Genomic DNA, 17,642 nt, shown 5'->3' with positions numbered 1-17,642 from the left:
ACACTGTCACTGACCATCTAATCCACGGATCGGTTTAATAGAATCCCACGAACGGCATGATGGACAGTGCCAGTAAAGCGAATGAGAAGTAAAGCCGCACTTATGGCAGCGATAATTAGGCTTGGTGCGAATTTGCTCACCAACCATGTCCCGTAGCAAGATAATACTTTCTTTCGCCCGACCCTCTTCTGCTTCGGCCAGGTGGTAATCCATCAAGCGATAAAATAGGCGCATGGTCGGATGACGCTCCAATCGATGATTGATGTAAGTTTGCGCGACTTCATGCCCTTCTTGCTGCTCGATAATATCAGCCAGCAAAAGCTCAGCCGTTGCCCCACAATCCTCTTCGACACAACGTCTCAGGAAATTTTCCCATTCATCAAGCTGATTCCGATGTTGGTAACACTCCTGGAGAATAGGTAACACCTCACTCACCAATTGTTTGTCCTGCTCAAGAACAGATTTTAAAGCATCCGCCGCTTTATTGTACTCTTGCCGGGCCATAAACAGACGCCCCAACATGATAGAAACTCTGGCACAGTTTTTATCTGTCTGAACTGCTTTATTGAGATAACTGATAGCCTCATCAAGATCATCACCGCTCATCTCCTGTAAAGCGAGTTCACAATAAAAATGCGCAATTTTTTCCCGTAAATCATGTTTGCCGGATTTGACTAATTTCTCAGCAATATCAATGGCTTTTTTCCAATCACTGGTTGCCTGATAAATAGCCAGCAGCGATTGAAATGCATTTTGGCGAAAATCTTTTTCATTCACCAATTGAGCGAACATATTTTCAGCACGATCATACAAACCCGCAGACATATAATCGCGGCCCAATTGTTGCGTCGCAAGCAAACGCTGATCAAATGTCAGAGAAGCGCTTTCCATGAGAGATTGATGAATGCGGATAGCCCGCTCTACTTCTCCCCTGGAACGGAATAGATTCCCCAAAGTCAAATGCGCTTCAAAAGCAGAACTGTCCTCTTTAAGCATTTCAAGAAACAGATCCACGGCTTTATCTTGCTGGTTTGAAAGGAGAAAGTTAACCCCGGTAACATATTCTCGTGATAAGCGATCGGCATTTTGTTGCTTATCCTGTTGAGCACTTCTGCGCCCCATATACCAGCCATAAGCAGCGGCCACAGGAAGCAACAGAAACAACAGCTCTAACATAGGGGTTTATTCCTTGCTAAGTGCAAGCGATGAATGAGTAACCGAAGGTTCAACAGGTTGCTCCAGTTGCGCTTCAAGTCGCTTAATCTTGCGTTCAGCTCTTCTTAACGACAAACGAGCACGAAGATAAAATAATCCACAGATAACCCAACCTAACACGAAACCGCTAGCAAATAATACAGCTAAAAGTGTAGATATAGAGTAATTCCCTTTAGCAATCAGATAGTTAAATGTAACAATCTGTTCGTTATTTGATCCAAGAGTCATCGAGACGACAAAGATCACCAATACCAGTAATAAAATCAGAAAATATTTCACATTTTTTCCTGTTATCTATTGTTGCTTGGACATTATGCTGGATAACGGCTCATTAAATTAGCATTTCCAGTCTGGATAAAGGAAGCAATTTATCATGATAAATGCGTCTTTCAGCTTTTTTACGATATCTTCCCATCGATTAAGTGTAAATAAGAAGCAATGACACCGCCAAATCCTTTTTGTCGTTAATCAACCGCCATTTTTCTGAGCGACGACGCGACCTAGTGTTATAACTGTCATTTATATATGATTATTTGAAAGTTTTTGACAGATAATTTGCGGTAAATATGGCAAGATATAGCCGCATGATAATCAGAGAAAATCTTTTACGCAGTGTCCGCTGATTTCCCAGACCGGTATTGTTTTTCACATCTATGTCTTGTAACGAGTCTGAATCAACATATGAACAATAAAATGCAATTAAAACGAGTCGCTGAGGCCAAGTTACCCACTCCTTGGGGTGATTTTTTAATGGTCGGCTTTGAAGAAATCGCCACAGGTCAAGATCATGTCGCATTAGTATACGGTACTATTTCTGGCAATGAACCTGTTCTTTCCAGAATCCATTCAGAATGTCTGACCGGTGACGCCCTGTTTAGTCTACGTTGTGATTGCGGTTTTCAACTTGAAGCCGCCCTTGCTCAAATAGCTAAAGAAGGGCGAGGTGTATTACTTTATCATCGACAAGAAGGTCGTAATATTGGCTTAATCAATAAAATTCGTGCTTACGCGTTACAGGATAACGGTATCGATACTGTAGAAGCTAACAATCAGTTAGGTTTTGCCGCCGATGAGCGTGATTTCACCTTATGTGCAGATATGTATAAATTACTCGGTGTTCAAGCTATTCGTCTGCTGACAAATAATCCCAAAAAAGTGGAAATTATGACCGAAGCAGGTATTAATATTGTAGAACGTGTTCCATTAATTACCGGCCGGAATCCTAAAAATGCTTATTATTTGGATACCAAAGCCAGAAAAATGGGTCATTTGTTACCTGAGCAAAATTAGTTTCTCAGTAAGCTAGCTGGAAAAGACGGCGCCTAAATAAATCAGTGCCGTCTTTAGTATGATGTATACCCTATGGATAACGGGTATAAAAATTATTTCAACATGTGACGAATAACATAGTGCAAGATACCACCGTGATGGAAATAATCTAATTCAGTTCTGGTATCAATACGACACTGAGCATTAATGATTTCCTGACGCCCATCCGAATAAGTCACTTTCACCGGAACAATCTGTCCCGGCTTGAGGTCATTCATCCCTTCAATATCAATTGTCTCATCACCTCGCAGATTTAATGTCTTACGATTTACGCCCTGAGAAAATTCCAATGGCAATACCCCCATACCAATCAGGTTCGAACGGTGAATACGCTCAAATGATTCCGCAATCACCACCCTAACCCCCAATAACCGAGTCCCCTTCGCTGCCCAGTCGCGGCTCGAACCAGAACCATATTCTTTGCCCGCAATGATAGCCAATGGTGTTTTTTCTTCCTGATAACGCATAGCTGCATCATAAATCGCTAATTGTGTCTGTGACGGAATATGGCGGGTATATCCTCCTTCTACACCAGAAATCATCTCATTACGGATACGGATATTGGCAAACGTTCCGCGCATCATGACTTCATGATTGCCGCGCCTTGAGCCGTAAGAGTTAAAATCCTTAGGTTCAACCCCATGTTCTTGAAGATAACGCCCTGCCGGGCTATCAGCTTTGATATTCCCCGCCGGAGAAATATGGTCCGTGGTTACAGAATCCCCAAGAATAGCCAATATATTCGCGCCGTGAATATCCGTTATCGCTTCAGGCTCTGCTGTCATATCACTAAAGAATGGTGGGTGGCGAATATAAGTAGAATCAAGCTGGAAGTGATAAGTTGCAGAACTCGCAACATCCAGCGACTGCCATATTTCATCACCATCAAAGACTTCCGCATACTCTTTGTGAAACATATCAGCCTTAATTTGATCAACGGCTTTAGCAATTTCTTTGCTATCAGGCCAGATATCCTTCAAATAGATATCATTGCCTTGTTGATCCTGACCAAGAGGATCTTTAGTCAAATCCTTTTTCATGTTGCCGGATAAAGCATAGGCCACGACTAACGGCGGCGATGCTAGCCAGTTAGTTTTTATCAGAGGATGGATACGGCCTTCAAAGTTTCGGTTGCCAGAAAGGACGGCACCGACGGTAAGATCAGCTTGCTTAATCGCCGTTTCAATCGATTCAGGCAATGGCCCAGAGTTACCAATGCAAGTTGTGCAACCGTAACCAACCAGATTGAAGCCCAGTTTCTCCAGATAAGGCATCAAGCCCGCCAATTCAAGGTAATCTGTCACCACTTTCGAGCCGGGCGCCAGTGAGGTTTTCACCCACGGTTGGCGTTTAAGCCCCTTCTCAACCGCTTTTTTCGCCAATAACCCCGCAGCCATTAGCACACTGGGATTAGATGTGTTGGTACAAGAAGTAATTGCAGCAATGACAACAGCCCCCTCTTCTAACTCATACTGCTGATTATCCAGATTAACTGGCGCTGAGATGGCTTTCCCCTCGGGTTTATTCATTTCCAGATCAACGGATGATTGAAATACTTGAGGTACTCGCGCTAAAGCCACCCTGTCTTGTGGACGTTTCGGTCCAGCGAGGCTCGCTTCCACCGTCGACATGTCCAGTTCAAGACTACTGGTAAATACCGGTTCATCACCGGGATTTCGCCATAATCCTTGGATCTTACAATAAGCTTCTACCAGCTCAATCTGCTGTTCTGTACGCCCTGTCAATCGCATATAGCTCAGGGTAATATCATCTGCCGGGAAGAAACCGCAAGTTGCACCATATTCCGGTGACATATTGGCAATGGTTGCCCTGTCTGCCAGCGGCAAATCAGCTAACCCATCTCCATAAAATTCAACAAATTTCCCGACCACACCATGGGCACGCAGCATCTGAGTCACTGTCAATACAAGGTCTGTTGCAGTAATTCCTTCGCGTAACTTACCGGTAAGTTTAAAACCCACCACATCAGGAATAAGCATGGAAACAGGTTGTCCTAACATGGCCGCTTCAGCTTCAATACCGCCCACACCCCATCCTAGAACACCGAGACCATTGATCATGGTGGTATGAGAATCGGTACCAACCAAGGTATCAGGATAAGCCAACTCTCGTCCGTTATGCATTTCATGCCAAACCGTTTTACCCAGGTATTCCAGGTTTACCTGATGGCAAATCCCGGTTCCGGGCGGGACAACACGAAAACGGTTAAAAGCTTTTTGCCCCCAACGCAGAAAGAGATAACGCTCGTAATTACGTTCCATTTCTAATTGAACATTTTGTTCAAAGGCTTTTTCCGTGCCAAATTTATCCACCATAACTGAATGGTCAATAACCAAATCAACGGGTGATAGTGGATTAACTTGTTCAACATTACCACCAAGGCGCTGAACCGCTTCTCTCATGGCCGCTAAATCAACAACGGCAGGCACCCCGGTGAAATCCTGCATTAATACACGTGCTGGCCGGTAAGCAATTTCTCTGTCTGCATGACCAGTATTTTGCCAATCAACAATTGCTTTCAAATCATCAACAACAACAGAATTGCCATCGATATTGCGAAGAAGATTTTCCAGAAGAACTTTCAGTGATTTGGGCAAACGGGAAATATCACCCAAATGTTTAGCAACCAGTGGTAAGCTGTAATAATCATATTGTTTACTTGCAGCGGAAAGTGTTGAAACACAAACTTTTTTTAAATCAAACGACATAACTCCTCCTTCTTCTTATACTGGCATAACTCAAAACTACCTTAGTGCCTAGCCATTAATGATAATGGCACAAATTAAACATAACATATAAGCAAATATTTGTTTCCCATTACCGCACAATGAATCAATTCAGTGTATCTATCAGAATTTCAGTAATAAATTTTGATAATTTAGTCGGGTAAACAATCGAATGATAATCAGCTAGAATTAACCCGCTAACAATTCAATTGGATTCAAATTATCAATAAAAAAACAAGGAAAAAATAATGGATATAAAAAACGCAATTACAAATAATCAGGAACATATCGCAAAAATCAATGAAGCTAATACGTTCTTTCACATCGACGATGCTTATTTTAGTATAGAAAATACCAATAAATATAATGAAAAGGATGGTTTAGTTCAGTTCATTATAGCCAAACAATTATCTGATAAACCAGAAGTCATAGATAAAACTAATAGCTTAAGTCAAACATTAATTGCACTCTCCTCCATTGCAACCAATTATGTCAATAAATACGCGGAAAAGTATAGAGAGCAATATAAAACAGATATGGACTTTTGGACTAAAGTCGTTAACAAATTACCTCTAATGGGTACTAGCAAAGTTGAATCTAAAAATTACACCGATTCATTAAATGGTTTAAGCATCTCACAAAGTTTCCTTAATTTCATTATGAATGTGGTTGTATTCGAAAATACAGATATGCTGCCAGATTTCGCTAAGTTTCTTACCAAGCAAGGGGAAACGATTCGTTTAGGCATACGGAAAAATAAAGGCTTCTATTCTACTGTGACACTAACGATTGCTATCGATACCTTGATTGTAGGAGAGAAGACCGTATATATTCCGAAACTAAAACTCTATCGAGTTAATTTTGATAGCACTAATTCAAACTTTTTATCAAGTTGTGCTTCTAATGAAAATATCAATATTGATTTTGAGTATTCATCCTTAATATCGGTTTTAGACTATGAGGCGCTCGAAAATCCTGAGATTAAAGCCAGTTTTGATAATTTCATCAATAAACAAAGAAAAATATCAATAGAAGATTCTGATGATTTCTTCAGTGGTGAGTTTGAACCCATCTGATAAGCAAAATTAGGGAGCCAATAGCAATCATTCGCTCCCTAATTATTTCATTATACGATTGGTAATTTGATATCTTTGAACATGACTTCGATATCTTCATTTGAGCGTAAAGCAACTGCCTGATCAATAACATCACGCGTCAGGTGAGGCGCAAAACGCCACATAAAATCATACATGTAACTGCGCAAGAAACTACTGCGACGAAAACCAATCTTAGTTGTGCTGTAGCTGAATTTATCACGCATATCAATGCAAACAAGGTCGTTATCCTGCACCGGATCAACCGCCATGTTGGCAATAACCCCCACACCTAATCCTAACCGGACATAAGTTTTAATGACATCAGCATCCGTCGCAGTGAAAACAATTTTAGGCTTTAAACCCACTTTATCGAATGCAACATCTAACTCAGAACGACCGGTAAAACCAAATGTATAAGTGACCAGTTGATATTCAGCCAATTCTTCAATTGAAACACTCTCTTTACCTGCCAGCGGGTGATTCGACGTGACCACCAGCGTCCTGTTCCAATGGTAACAAGGCAACATTATCAAATCTTCATATAAATGCAGCGCCTCAGTTGCAATAGCAAAATCAGCACTACCTTTACTGACAGCTTCAGCAATTTGTGTTGGCGACCCCTGATGCATGTGTAAAGAGACCTGAGGATAACGTTCAATAAAGCCTTTAATCACAGGAGGTAATGCATAACGGGCCTGTGTATGAGTAGTGGCAATATATAGCGAACCACGATTCGGATAAGTATGTTCACTAGCAACTGACCGTATTGCATCAATCTTAGATAATACTTCACGAGAAATTCGGACAACCTCTTCACCTGCGGGAGTAACATGCGTCAGGTGTTTACCACTACGGGAAAAAATCTGAATACCTAATTCATCTTCAAGCATTCTGACCTGCTTACTGATCCCGGGTTGAGAGGTATACAGTCCTTCTGCCGTAGATGAAACATTGAGGTTGTGGTTTACCACCTCCACGATGTAACGAAGCTGTTGCAATTTCATATAAACACCATCCCAAAATAAACGCTGTGAACAATTATGACTTAGAAACCTGGACTGATATTGCTGTTTGCTATTTATTATAACGAATAGAAATAATATTGTTGTCGCATATAACCACTATAACACGATTATATATTTATATAACGAATAATTAAAAATTCATAATGAATGTTTAACCGGATTCTAATTCATATATTTTAAGATAATGCCAATAGGCGAAAAAAGCCAACCTATAAGGTTGGCTTAATAGAAGAAAATAATCCCTTTTCTAAGAAAAAGAGAGTGTTGATTCTGTCAGAAATGGTTACTTTTTGTCTTTCTCAACCCATTTCCCATCAACATAAAACACACTCCACCCCGTTGCCTTGCCATTTTTCTCTGAAGAAGCATATTGCTGTTTAGTCTTACGACTAAAACGGATAACTGTTTTATTACCTTCAGCATCCGCCACAGGCGCATCAGCCAGATAGCGTAATTTCTCCGGCAAACGCTCTTTAAAGCGAGCTAACTCTTCTACCAACGGCGCTCTGGTTTCTCTAGATTTAGGGAAAGTATTTGCTGCTAAAAATACACCGGCTGCACCATCACGCAATACAAAATAGGCATCAGATTTTTCACAAGGAAGCTCTGGTAACGGAACCGGATCCTCTTTTGGCGGCGCGACTTCCCCACTGCGCAAGATTTTGCGGGTATTTTTACAAGTTTCATTGGTGCAACCCATGTATTTACCAAAACGCCCCATTTTCAAGTGCATTTCAGCGCCACATTTATCACATTCGATAACAGGACCGTCATATCCCTTAATGCGAAATTCACCCTCTTCCACTTTGTAGCCATCACAAGCCGGGTTATTACCACAAACATGTAACTTACGTTGGCTATCAATAAGGTAACTGTCCATCGCTGTACCACATTTTTTACAGCGACGACGGGCGCGCAATGCGTTTGTTTCCGCCTCATCCCCTTCTAAGACATTAAGAATTTCATTTTCAGGGATAAGGTTTATCGTCTGCTTACAACGCTCTTTAGGTGATAACGCATAACCAGAACAACCCAAGAAAACGCCAGTGGTCGCTGTTCGAATGCCCATAGAGCGCTGACATGTCGGGCACTCAATAGAGGTAATTACCATCGGATTAGGCCGCATACCGCCATCTTCCGGCTCTTTATTGGCGACGTCTAGCTGTTCACTAAAATCTGTGAAAAACTCATCCAGAATCCCTTTCCATTCGGCTTTGTTACTTGCAACCTGATCAAGCTGATCTTCCATTCGCGCAGTAAAATCATAACTCATCAGCTCGTTGAAATTTTCTTCCAGACGATCAGTAACAATTTCTCCCATTTTCTCCGAGTAGAAACGGCGACTCTCCACGCGAACATAACCACGCTCCTGAATCGTGGAGATAATGGAAGCATAAGTGGATGGGCGACCAATACTGCGTTTCTCCAGCTCTTTAACCAGGGATGCCTCACTGTAACGTGCCGGTGGTTTGGTGAAGTGCTGGCTTGGGAGCAGTTGTTGCAAATCAAGTTCTGTACCCATTTCAACAACCGGCAACGTGCGGTCTTCATCACCTTTGCGCAACACAGGCATCACTTTTGTCCAGCCATCAAAACGCAATGTACGACCTTTGGCACGCAATTCAAAATCACCCGCCTGTACCGTCAATGTTGTGGAATCGTATTTCGCCGGTGTCATCTGACAAGCCACAAACTGACGCCAGATTAGCTGATACAGCTTCTGTGCATCCGCATCCATATCTTTCAGTTGCTCTGCCATGATGATATCAACACTGGAAGGACGAATCGCTTCATGCGCTTCCTGTGAATTCTCTTTACTGCTGTAAGTATTGGCTGCTTTTGGCAGGTATTTATCGCCAAAATTATCACTGATATAACCACGAACCATATCCAGCGCATCCTGACTCAAATTGGTTGAATCAGTACGCATATAAGTAATATATCCGGCCTCATACAAACGCTGAGCCATCATCATGGTCTTTTTAACACCAAACCCTAAACGCGTGCTGGCCGCCTGTTGCAACGTAGATGTGATAAACGGCGCACTCGGTTTACTGGAGGTTGGACGATCTTCACGATCGAGCACTTTGTAACGGGCTTTTTCCAGTAAAGAGACGGCGGCTTGAGTTTGTTCACTATTAACTGGCTTAAACGGTTTACCCTGCTGATGGGTCACTTCCATATGCAGTGAAATTTCGCCTTTCGCCAGCAAATCAGCATGTAATTGCCAATATTCTACTGGTACAAACGCTTTAATTTCACGCTCTCTTTCTACTACAAGGCGTACCGCCACCGATTGCACACGACCGGCAGAGAGCCCTCTAGCAACCTTTTTCCACAGTAGCGGAGAAACCATATAACCCACGACTCGATCCATAAAACGGCGAGCTTGTTGAGCATTTATCCGGTGAATATTTAATTCACCCGGATTATCAAATGCCTGTTTGATGGCATTTTTAGTGATTTCATTAAAAACAACCCGGCTAAAACGATCGCCATCACCGCCAATCACTTCCCGCAAGTGCCATGCAATGGCTTCTCCCTCTCGGTCAAGATCCGTTGCGAGATAAACATGATCAACTTTTTCAGCCAGTGATTTTAGCTCTGCCACGACCTTCTCTTTGCCCGGCAAAATCTGATAATTCGCTTCCCAACCATGGTATGGATCAACGCCCATACGGTTGACTAATGCAGCTTTCTCATCTTTTTTAACCTTCTTCTTAGACTTATCGGTAGATGAGCTCGAACTCTTTTGGCTGGCTGAGCCACTGGTCGGCAAATCACGGATATGACCAACGCTGGATTTCACCACGTAGTCACTCCCCAAATATTTGTTGATTGTTTTGGCCTTTGCCGGGGACTCCACTATTACAAGAGCTTTACCCATAGTTATCTTTACCTAATTATCTTTTCAGATGGTGGAATTCACTGCGCCATATCACGGTATTTAAAACCTCTTTTTATATTGCGATAGATTCTCAATATATCAACTTATTTTTATTCAGTTGATTTTCCCAAACTCGAAACATATTGAATTATCTAAGGTATTTTAGATACCGCCCATGCTCTATGCAAATGAATGAAGTGATCACCGTAAACAAAATCTTCCATCTGCATGATGAAAAGTTCACACTCTACCTGATAAAAAATGATGCGCAACAAATTATTTTTGATTAAGGATAGAAATAGACGAAACAGAACAACACCGATTAAAGGTGAACAATGACTAAAAAAAGCCAGCGATATTATCCGCCAACGTGAAGATTTTATTCATGGTATGTATATAAGTAGCGTAAAACAAAAAGGAAATGTATTAGTATTAATGGTGAATTTTTTCTAATGGAAAATGGTTTACCCACAGTAAAAAGTACTGCTATTTTCAATATGTTCAAACACCTGACGCATACCCTGTCGAAACCATATTATCTCGAAAATTAATAACAAAAATTTATTGAGCAACGAATAGGCAGATAGATGAAAACGATATAAAAATATATCTGCCGGGTATATATACCCTATGGATTTCAAGATGCATAGCGACGGCAAAGGAGCGAATCCCCGGGAGCATAGATAACGATGTGACCGGGGTGAGTGAGTGCAGCCAACAAAGAGGCAACTTGAAAGATAACGGGTATAAAACAGCTCTGACGGTAACCTGACGGTAAACTACAAGTATTAATTACACTTCTAAGGTGAGATCAGAGAGAAAACCCGCCATCAAACGATTAAACAGCTCTGGTGCTTCCCAGAATGGCCCATGTCCCAAGTTGAGCAAGTTATACACCTGACCAGTCCAGAGATTTTTGTAGGTTATCCCGTTAATGTAATCAATATTAACAAATAAATCTTCTGCGCCATTAACGATAGCCAGTGGCGTTGGGTTTGTTTCAACCAATAACCGTTGATCCATAACGTCCGGTGAAACCGACGCTTCAGACATATACTGCCGGGCTAAACCATCGGTCCGCGCCACTGCGGATCTCAAAAATGGCTCACAAAGTGCGTTTTCTCCATACAACGCCAGGGTATAATCCGTAATCTCCTCTTCTGTCAGCGAAGCCTTACCCGATATAGCCATAAACCGGCTTGGTTTAAATCCAAGACTAACATTCTCTGCGCCTGGACTAACCGGCGGCGTGCCACAAATCATTAGCCCAACAATCCCTGGGAATCGCGGGATCAGCTCTAAACCGATATGTCCCCCCAGTGACCATCCGAAAACAGCAACTTTATCGACGCCTAATTTTTCCAGTACTTCGATGATGCAAAGAGCATAACCAGGTATCGAATAGGTCCGGCGAGGGTCCACTGCATTTGATGAAGAACCGTGCCCTGGTAAATCAATAGCTAAAATCCGGTATTCGTCACCAAAACAGTTAATTTGATGGCGAAAAACATCTTTGGAACTCGAATTACCGTGTATAAGGAGGACCGGTAACTCATCACCTCCCGTATCAGCAACAGAGATGACAGCATGACTGGTATGAATATCGTATTGTGAAATAGCCATAATACTTTATTTCCTTATGAATATTATTGTAAGTTGCCATTCTTCGGGGATTTTCATAATGCGTTTAAAGACGCACAATAACGTTGTGCAAAAGTGACTTGTATTTGTTTGAAAATCAGCCAAGCAGAACACATAAACGCAAAGCCAGAGTATCAACTATTGGTGTAGAAAAGCCTGCGGCTCATCACAAGCAGGAAGGGGGATGTAAAGCAAATTATGTAACACCTGTAATATTTTAACAGGGCCAAAATACCTGGCTTTTCAGGGGAATAACATCATGAGAATAAGCGTCGCTCTGTTCAATTAGCACATTACAATTAAGCAATATATCAGGGCACCCCTGAACGTCGAAATAGAACGCCTTGGGGTACGCCAAGATAATTGATTCAAAATAGCGGAACTTTAATTAAAGCAGAGGCTTCTCCCCTCTTTGCCACCAGCGCAATAATAGTTTATCAATACTTTCCATTGCATTACCGGTGAAACGCTCTACCATGCGTTTACGGCGTGTATAACTGACACCAATAACTTCACAGTTATCTATTTGAGCAATCAACAGATCATCGCTGACACCAATTTCGTCAATCAATCCCTTCTCTTTCGCCTGTGAGCCGTACCAGTATTCGCCTGTCGCCACACTTTCCACATCAAGTGATGGGCGATGTGTATGAATAAACGATTTGAATAGTTCGTGAGTCTGATTCAGATCTTCCTGAAACTTTTTCCGGCCCTGCTCTGTATTTTCTCCCAACACAGTCAGTGTACGTTTATATTCACCAGCCGTATGGAGTTCCACATCAATATCATTTTTCTTCAATAACTTATGAATGTTCGGAATCTGAGCGACCACGCCAATAGAACCAATAATGGCAAAGGGTGCAGCAACTACACGATCAGCAACACAAGCCATCATATAGCCCCCACTGGCAGCAACTTTATCTACGACGATAGTCAAGCGAATCCCTTTCTGACGCAAACGAGCAAGCTGAGAGGCTGCCAATCCATAGCCATGCACCATGCCTCCAGGACTTTCCAGACGTAACAACACTTCATCTTTTGCATCTGCCACGGCCAGAATTGCGCTAATCTCTTCACGTAATGAATCGACTTCATGTGCATCCATACTCCCTTTAAAATCCAGCACATAAAGACAAGGTTTCTGTAACCCTTTATGACCTGCCTTAGCGTCACTCTTCTTCTGCTTGGATTCGAGCTTTTGTTGCTTATTAAACGCTTTCTGCCAGATTTTCCCTTCCGCTTCTGTCATGCGCGCCCGCTGCATTTGACGCTGTTTATCCCGATATGACTCACCGAGATCGACGAGTTTCAATTCTCCTTTTAGCGAAGATTTCCGCATTCCTATGCCGATACCGAATATTGCCAGAGCAATAATCGCCAACACCAGCGTAACTACTTTGGCTAAAAACAACCCGTAAAGAGATAAGTATTCCACAAAATCCACCTTTTGTTTCTTAGACATTTACCAAATAAATGTATTTGATTTTTTTCACTTAAAAACAATATATTATAATTAATTCGTATTCAATAAATACGAATATGTACAAATAAAAACGTCCAGTATATCGGTCTCAGTAGCTAATTCTACACCATTAAGATGGAGAAATGGGGGACTAGTGCAAAAATGAGCAATTAGATTGCAGAATCACAAAAACCCGGCGTTTCAACCAAGCATTCTGACTGTTATAACTGCCTGATCGCTACCACTATCTGAAAGAAAAGAGAGAAATTATTGAACAATGGAAAAGTAAACTGCTATCGCTATGAGTAAAGAATAATGGCCAAACAGTCCCCATCATTATGCTGCCCTTACAATACAGTTAGATCGCTATCCCTATTATATAATAATTTAATGGGTAGTCGTTAGTTTGTAATTATCAATGAAAATTTTAACAACAGACTCAATGTGTTTCATAATGAAGTGACATGAACCTCTAGTTCAACAAATTTAACAACCAGCCGCTTGTACAGCAATAGTCCAATCGTAATCATGATCCCGACCAACTTCAATCGTGAAAACCACCAGTGTTAACTGATGGCTATTAGCATATTTCCGATACAACCTTATATTGAAGCCATAAATAATTCAGGTTAGCTTTAAGGCTTTAACTAAATAAAATCATTACATAGCTCTTGTAAGTTATTAATAACACGTCCCACATGGAAGCCGTCACAAGTAGCATGATGCACCTGAATTGCCAAAGGCAACTGAGTTTGATTTCCATTTTGGTAAAATTTTCCCATGGTAAATATGGGTGGAAAATAATCGGTAAAACTCGCCATGTTCAAGTTAAATCCATCAAAACTTACCCACGGCACTGATGAGATGTGAAAGTGATTTTCAGGTAGTTCTGGTTTAGAAAAAAAGCAAAGATCATCTTTATAGGTTTCATAATCATCAGAATAATTTTTCATAAACTCGGACAGATCAGAATTGAACTCAGTCCAAATCGCTGAGAATGTTTCTGTTTCCTTGTGAAAGATTGTATACGCAGGATTTACACCATCCCATATATACCCGTCATCTTTCAAGCTGCCTCTTTGTTGGCTGCGCTCACTCACCCCGGTCACATCGTTATCTATGCTCCCGGGGATTCGTTCCCTTGCCGTCGTGATGCAACTTGAAATCCATAGGGTATAATTAATTCTTCATCTTTTATAGCCATTCTGAACTCAGAATAAGAGTTCACAACTTTTGATATTAAATAAATCATGGTTGGATAGAATTTATATTGTTTTTCTACCAACGAAGATAACAAATGGGTAATATCAATTTTTGCTGTTAGACTAAATCCGCATTGCGCGACATTACGGTAATGCAAGAAATGCTCTTTTCTATCCCAGAGATCTATATCAACCTTTGAGTAATTCATGTTTTCCCCTTCTAATGTAAAATTTAACAAATTGATTAAATTAGAAGGGCTGCTCTTTCTGTTTGTATTGGCATCATAATCACTCCGGTATGAAATTGGATTAAATACTCAGTCTCCGACGAAGAAAAATTATACATTAGCTAAAGACAAATAACTACCAACACAGCACTATGCTCCGTTTATCTCCTGAGCAATCAACCTTGGCAAATTTGACTCAATATATCACTTTCTGTTTTGATAGCCCGAACGGCCTCCGACGGTAACAAATCGCGCCGTCAACAACAGGAAATCTTCAAATGTTACATTACCAACCAAAACATGACCTCCTACAACAACGTATTATTTTGGTGACAGGTGCTGGAGAGGGTATTGGCCGTGAAGCGGCTTTGACTTACGCCCGTTACGGTGCACAAGTGATCTTACTTGGCAGAACAACACACAAACTGGAAACTGTCCAAAAAGAGATTGAACAAGCAGGTGGTGCCCCTGCAACTGTTTACACCATGGATCTGCTTACCGCCACAGCCGAAGAGTGTCAGGCATTCGCTGGCGATTTAGCGCAACATTATCCGCATCTGGATGGCGTATTGCATAATGCCGGTTTACTGGGAGCTGTCGCGCCGATGGCAGAGCAACCCGTCCAATTATGGCATGATGTTATGCAAGTCAACGTCAATGCGACCTTTATGTTAACACAAGCCTTATTGCCGCTATTATTGAAGTCACCTGACGGATCATTAATCTTTACCAGTTCGAGCGTTGGCCGTGAAGGTCGTTGTGGTTGGGGAGCCTATTCTGCCTCTAAATTTGCAACCGAAGGCATGATGCAAGTTTTAGCAGCAGAATATAAACACACTTCTCTACGCGTTAACTGTATTAATCCCGGCGGTACACGCACAAATATGCGCGCCCGCGCATTCCCTAACGAAAATTCTGCTAAACTGAAAACACCGGCAGATATTATGCCACTGTATCTTTATCTTATGGGCAGCGATAGTCTGCATAAAACAGGCATCAGTTTTGATGCCCAACCCGGACGCAAAGCAGGACCAGCCGAATAATGACAATCAATGACAACCAACATCAAAAAAGGCAACAACGCCTAAAAGAAAAAGTGGATTTCCGTATTGAAGCCGCCCAATTAGAACGGGGTATTCTCATCGTTTTTACCGGCAATGGTAAAGGCAAAACCACTGCGGCATTTGGCACCGTGACCCGAGCGATAGGTCATGGATTTCGCGCCGGTGTGATCCAGTTTATCAAGGGGAAATGGGAGAATGGCGAGAAAAATCTGCTGGAACAGCATGGGGTGAATTTTCATGTTATGGCAACAGGTTTTACCTGGGAAACTCAAAGCCGGGAAACGGATACTGTAGCCTGCCATCAGGTATGGCGCTATGCGTTAGAGATGTTATCTGATCCCGATTTGGATCTAGTTGTCTTGGATGAACTGACTTATATGGTGAGTTATGGCTATCTTCCTCTGGAAGAAGTTATTACTGCGCTCAACCACCGACCGGAACACCAATCCGTTATTATCACCGGCCGCGGTTGTCATCGTGAATTATTGGAAATGGCAGATACCGTGACAGAGATGCGCCCGGTAAAACATGCCTTTGACGCCGGCATTAAGGCACAAAAAGGGATCGATTGGTAAAAAAGGCCCCGTTATAACACACGAGACCCAGAAAACTTAACGACCTTTTGGTGCGGTTGTACGCCCCGCGTTCTGGCGTGAACTGCCCGGACGTTTGCCTGCCGATGGACGCGATGCGACTTGAGCATGGCGTTTAACCGCTCGGCGGATTTGGTTAGCTTTAAGACGGCGTTGATCACGCCCAACGGCCACTTTAGAAACCGTCTCTTCATTCAAATCCACTAATTGGCGTAAATAGTTAGTCTGCTCCAGACCCAGTTCCGTCCATCCCCCGCGTGGTAAGCCTTTTGGCAAACTAATATCCCCATAACGCACACGAATAAGACGGCTCACCTGTACACCAACTGCTTCCCAAAGACGACGAACTTCACGGTTACGTCCTTCTGTCAGCGTGACGTTATACCATTGATTCATCCCCTCCCCCCCCTTAAACGCGATAGTACGGAATGAAGCTGGACCATCTTCCAGTTGAATCCCTTTAGCCAGTTGTTTCAATTTGGCATCATCAACTTCACCAAAGACACGGACAGCATATTCGCGTTCAACTTCACGGCTTGGATGCATCAAGCGATTAGCCAGTTCGCCATCCGTGGTAAATAACAATAAACCACAGGTATTCACATCCAGACGCCCAACCGCTATCCAGCGGGAACCTAGCAATTTAGGAAGACGATCAAAAACCGTTGGCCGCCCCTCTGGATCATGACGAGTACAAAGCTCACCCTCTGGTTTGTAATAAGCCAAAACACGGCAAACCGCTTTTTGTAATTCTTTGATATTTAATACCCGACCATCGAGGCGGATTTTTGTGGCGGGCTGAACTTCAAGGCGATCACCTAAAGTCGCGATCTTACCGTCAACACTGACGCGCCCCTGTTGAATATAACCTTCTATTTCGCGGCGGGAACCGTGACCGGAACGCGCGAGAATTTTCTGTAACTTTTCAGATTTCTGTGTCTTACCGCTCATTGAGCAACCTCTGTTGTCGCCTTCACAGGCGTCGTGTTATATATCAATCAATACGTTATGACAGAATTCAATCATAACAAACTGATTTTAATACATTTGATAGCATAGAATGCTAGAAAATAGCTCATACATTCTAATCCGTGGCCGAGCATTCTACACTAATTTCAGACACAATGATTCTAATCCAGCAATTCCCTATCAC

Annotated in this window: 12 protein-coding genes and 2 pseudogenes; 5 read left to right on the top strand and 9 right to left on the bottom strand. The window is 42.2% G+C overall.

All coding sequences use genetic code 11. The features are described from left to right. Positions 1-6: 6 nt before the first annotated feature. Together lapB and AAC155_RS05740 are read right to left on the bottom strand one after the other, a co-directional pair. Entirely contained in the window at positions 7-1,176 is a 1,170-nt protein-coding gene (gene lapB, locus AAC155_RS05745) for a lipopolysaccharide assembly protein LapB (RefSeq protein ID WP_112872301.1), read from the bottom strand. A 6-nt stretch (positions 1,177-1,182) separates the two neighbouring features. After that, positions 1,183-1,494 carry a LapA family protein gene (locus AAC155_RS05740; protein WP_112872300.1) on the bottom strand — a complete coding sequence of 104 codons (312 nt, stop codon included), beginning with the start codon at positions 1,492-1,494 and terminating at the stop codon, positions 1,183-1,185. Between the two features lie 414 nt (positions 1,495-1,908). Here AAC155_RS05740 and ribA point away from each other — a divergent pair, with 414 nt between their 5' ends. Next, a complete protein-coding gene (gene ribA, locus AAC155_RS05735) occupies positions 1,909-2,505 on the top strand; it encodes a GTP cyclohydrolase II (protein ID WP_112872302.1) in 597 nt (198 codons plus the stop codon). A gap of 92 nt (positions 2,506-2,597) precedes the next feature. Here the strand turns inward: ribA and acnA are convergent, their stop codons facing one another. Beyond that, positions 2,598-5,273: an aconitate hydratase AcnA gene (gene acnA / locus AAC155_RS05730; RefSeq protein ID WP_113041372.1), complete on the bottom strand. Its 2,676-nt coding sequence runs from the start codon at positions 5,271-5,273 to the stop codon at positions 2,598-2,600. Positions 5,274-5,539: 266 nt separating this feature from the next. Between acnA and AAC155_RS05725 the strand changes: the two genes are divergently transcribed. Continuing rightward, positions 5,540-6,367, top strand: a complete 828-nt coding sequence (locus AAC155_RS05725) for a hypothetical protein (protein WP_113041371.1) — start codon at positions 5,540-5,542, stop codon at positions 6,365-6,367. Between the two features lie 50 nt (positions 6,368-6,417). On the opposite strand, the gene cysB is transcribed toward AAC155_RS05725, so the two are convergent. After that, on the bottom strand, positions 6,418-7,392 hold the full coding sequence (gene cysB / locus AAC155_RS05720) for an HTH-type transcriptional regulator CysB (RefSeq protein ID WP_113041370.1): 975 nt from the start codon (positions 7,390-7,392) through the stop codon (positions 6,418-6,420). A gap of 304 nt (positions 7,393-7,696) precedes the next feature. Continuing rightward, complete coding sequence (gene topA / locus AAC155_RS05715; protein ID WP_113041369.1) at positions 7,697-10,300, bottom strand: type I DNA topoisomerase; 2,604 nt, start codon at positions 10,298-10,300, stop codon at positions 7,697-7,699. Between the two features lie 351 nt (positions 10,301-10,651). On the opposite strand from topA, the pseudogene AAC155_RS05710 reads away from it, so the two are divergent. Continuing rightward, positions 10,652-10,851, top strand: a pseudogene (locus AAC155_RS05710) (DUF2498 family protein); the annotation flags it as partial. Positions 10,852-11,092: 241 nt separating this feature from the next. Here AAC155_RS05710 and AAC155_RS05705 read toward each other — a convergent pair. From AAC155_RS05705 to AAC155_RS05695, 3 genes and pseudogenes are all read right to left on the bottom strand, one after another. Continuing rightward, positions 11,093-11,923, bottom strand: a complete 831-nt coding sequence (locus tag AAC155_RS05705) for an alpha/beta fold hydrolase (protein WP_113041368.1) — start codon at positions 11,921-11,923, stop codon at positions 11,093-11,095. Positions 11,924-12,329: 406 nt separating this feature from the next. Further along, a complete protein-coding gene (gene sohB, locus AAC155_RS05700; protein ID WP_113041367.1) occupies positions 12,330-13,376 on the bottom strand; it encodes a protease SohB in 1,047 nt (348 codons plus the stop codon). A 674-nt stretch (positions 13,377-14,050) separates the two neighbouring features. Continuing rightward, positions 14,051-14,814, bottom strand: a pseudogene (locus tag AAC155_RS05695) (CatA-like O-acetyltransferase). 296 nt (positions 14,815-15,110) lie between these two features. Here AAC155_RS05695 and AAC155_RS05690 point away from each other — a divergent pair. Beyond that, a complete protein-coding gene (locus AAC155_RS05690) occupies positions 15,111-15,875 on the top strand; it encodes a YciK family oxidoreductase (protein ID WP_113041366.1) in 765 nt (254 codons plus the stop codon). Beyond that, positions 15,875-16,471 (top strand): cob(I)yrinic acid a,c-diamide adenosyltransferase, encoded by a 597-nt coding sequence (cobO, locus tag AAC155_RS05685; protein WP_223121385.1) that lies wholly within the window; start codon positions 15,875-15,877, stop codon positions 16,469-16,471. The genes AAC155_RS05690 and cobO overlap by 1 nt, the downstream gene beginning before the upstream one ends. 36 nt (positions 16,472-16,507) lie before the next feature. On the opposite strand, the gene rluB is transcribed toward cobO, so the two are convergent. Further along, entirely contained in the window at positions 16,508-17,440 is a 933-nt protein-coding gene (gene rluB / locus AAC155_RS05680) for a 23S rRNA pseudouridine(2605) synthase RluB (RefSeq protein ID WP_113041365.1), read from the bottom strand. Positions 17,441-17,642: the final 202 nt, after the last annotated feature.

Source organism: Photorhabdus sp. HUG-39 (genome assembly GCF_963878365.1).
GTDB lineage: Bacteria > Pseudomonadota > Gammaproteobacteria > Enterobacterales > Enterobacteriaceae > Photorhabdus > Photorhabdus kayaii.
The sequence above is the reverse complement of the archived record's forward strand: the minus strand, read 5'-3'. Positions and strand labels throughout refer to the sequence as shown.

Coding starts and splice junctions, on each gene's coding strand:
- lapB (WP_112872301.1), bottom strand. CDS start 1,176: ATGTTAGAGCTGTTGTTTCTGTTGCTTCCTGTGGCCGCTGCTTATGGC.
- ribA (WP_112872302.1), top strand. CDS start 1,909: ATGCAATTAAAACGAGTCGCTGAGGCCAAGTTACCCACTCCTTGGGGT.
- acnA (WP_113041372.1), bottom strand. CDS start 5,273: ATGTCGTTTGATTTAAAAAAAGTTTGTGTTTCAACACTTTCCGCTGCA.
- AAC155_RS05725 (WP_113041371.1), top strand. CDS start 5,540: ATGGATATAAAAAACGCAATTACAAATAATCAGGAACATATCGCAAAA.
- cysB (WP_113041370.1), bottom strand. CDS start 7,392: ATGAAATTGCAACAGCTTCGTTACATCGTGGAGGTGGTAAACCACAAC.
- topA (WP_113041369.1), bottom strand. CDS start 10,300: ATGGGTAAAGCTCTTGTAATAGTGGAGTCCCCGGCAAAGGCCAAAACA.
- AAC155_RS05705 (WP_113041368.1), bottom strand. CDS start 11,923: ATGGCTATTTCACAATACGATATTCATACCAGTCATGCTGTCATCTCT.
- AAC155_RS05690 (WP_113041366.1), top strand. CDS start 15,111: ATGTTACATTACCAACCAAAACATGACCTCCTACAACAACGTATTATT.
- cobO (WP_223121385.1), top strand. CDS start 15,875: ATGACAATCAATGACAACCAACATCAAAAAAGGCAACAACGCCTAAAA.
- rluB (WP_113041365.1), bottom strand. CDS start 17,440: ATGAGCGGTAAGACACAGAAATCTGAAAAGTTACAGAAAATTCTCGCG.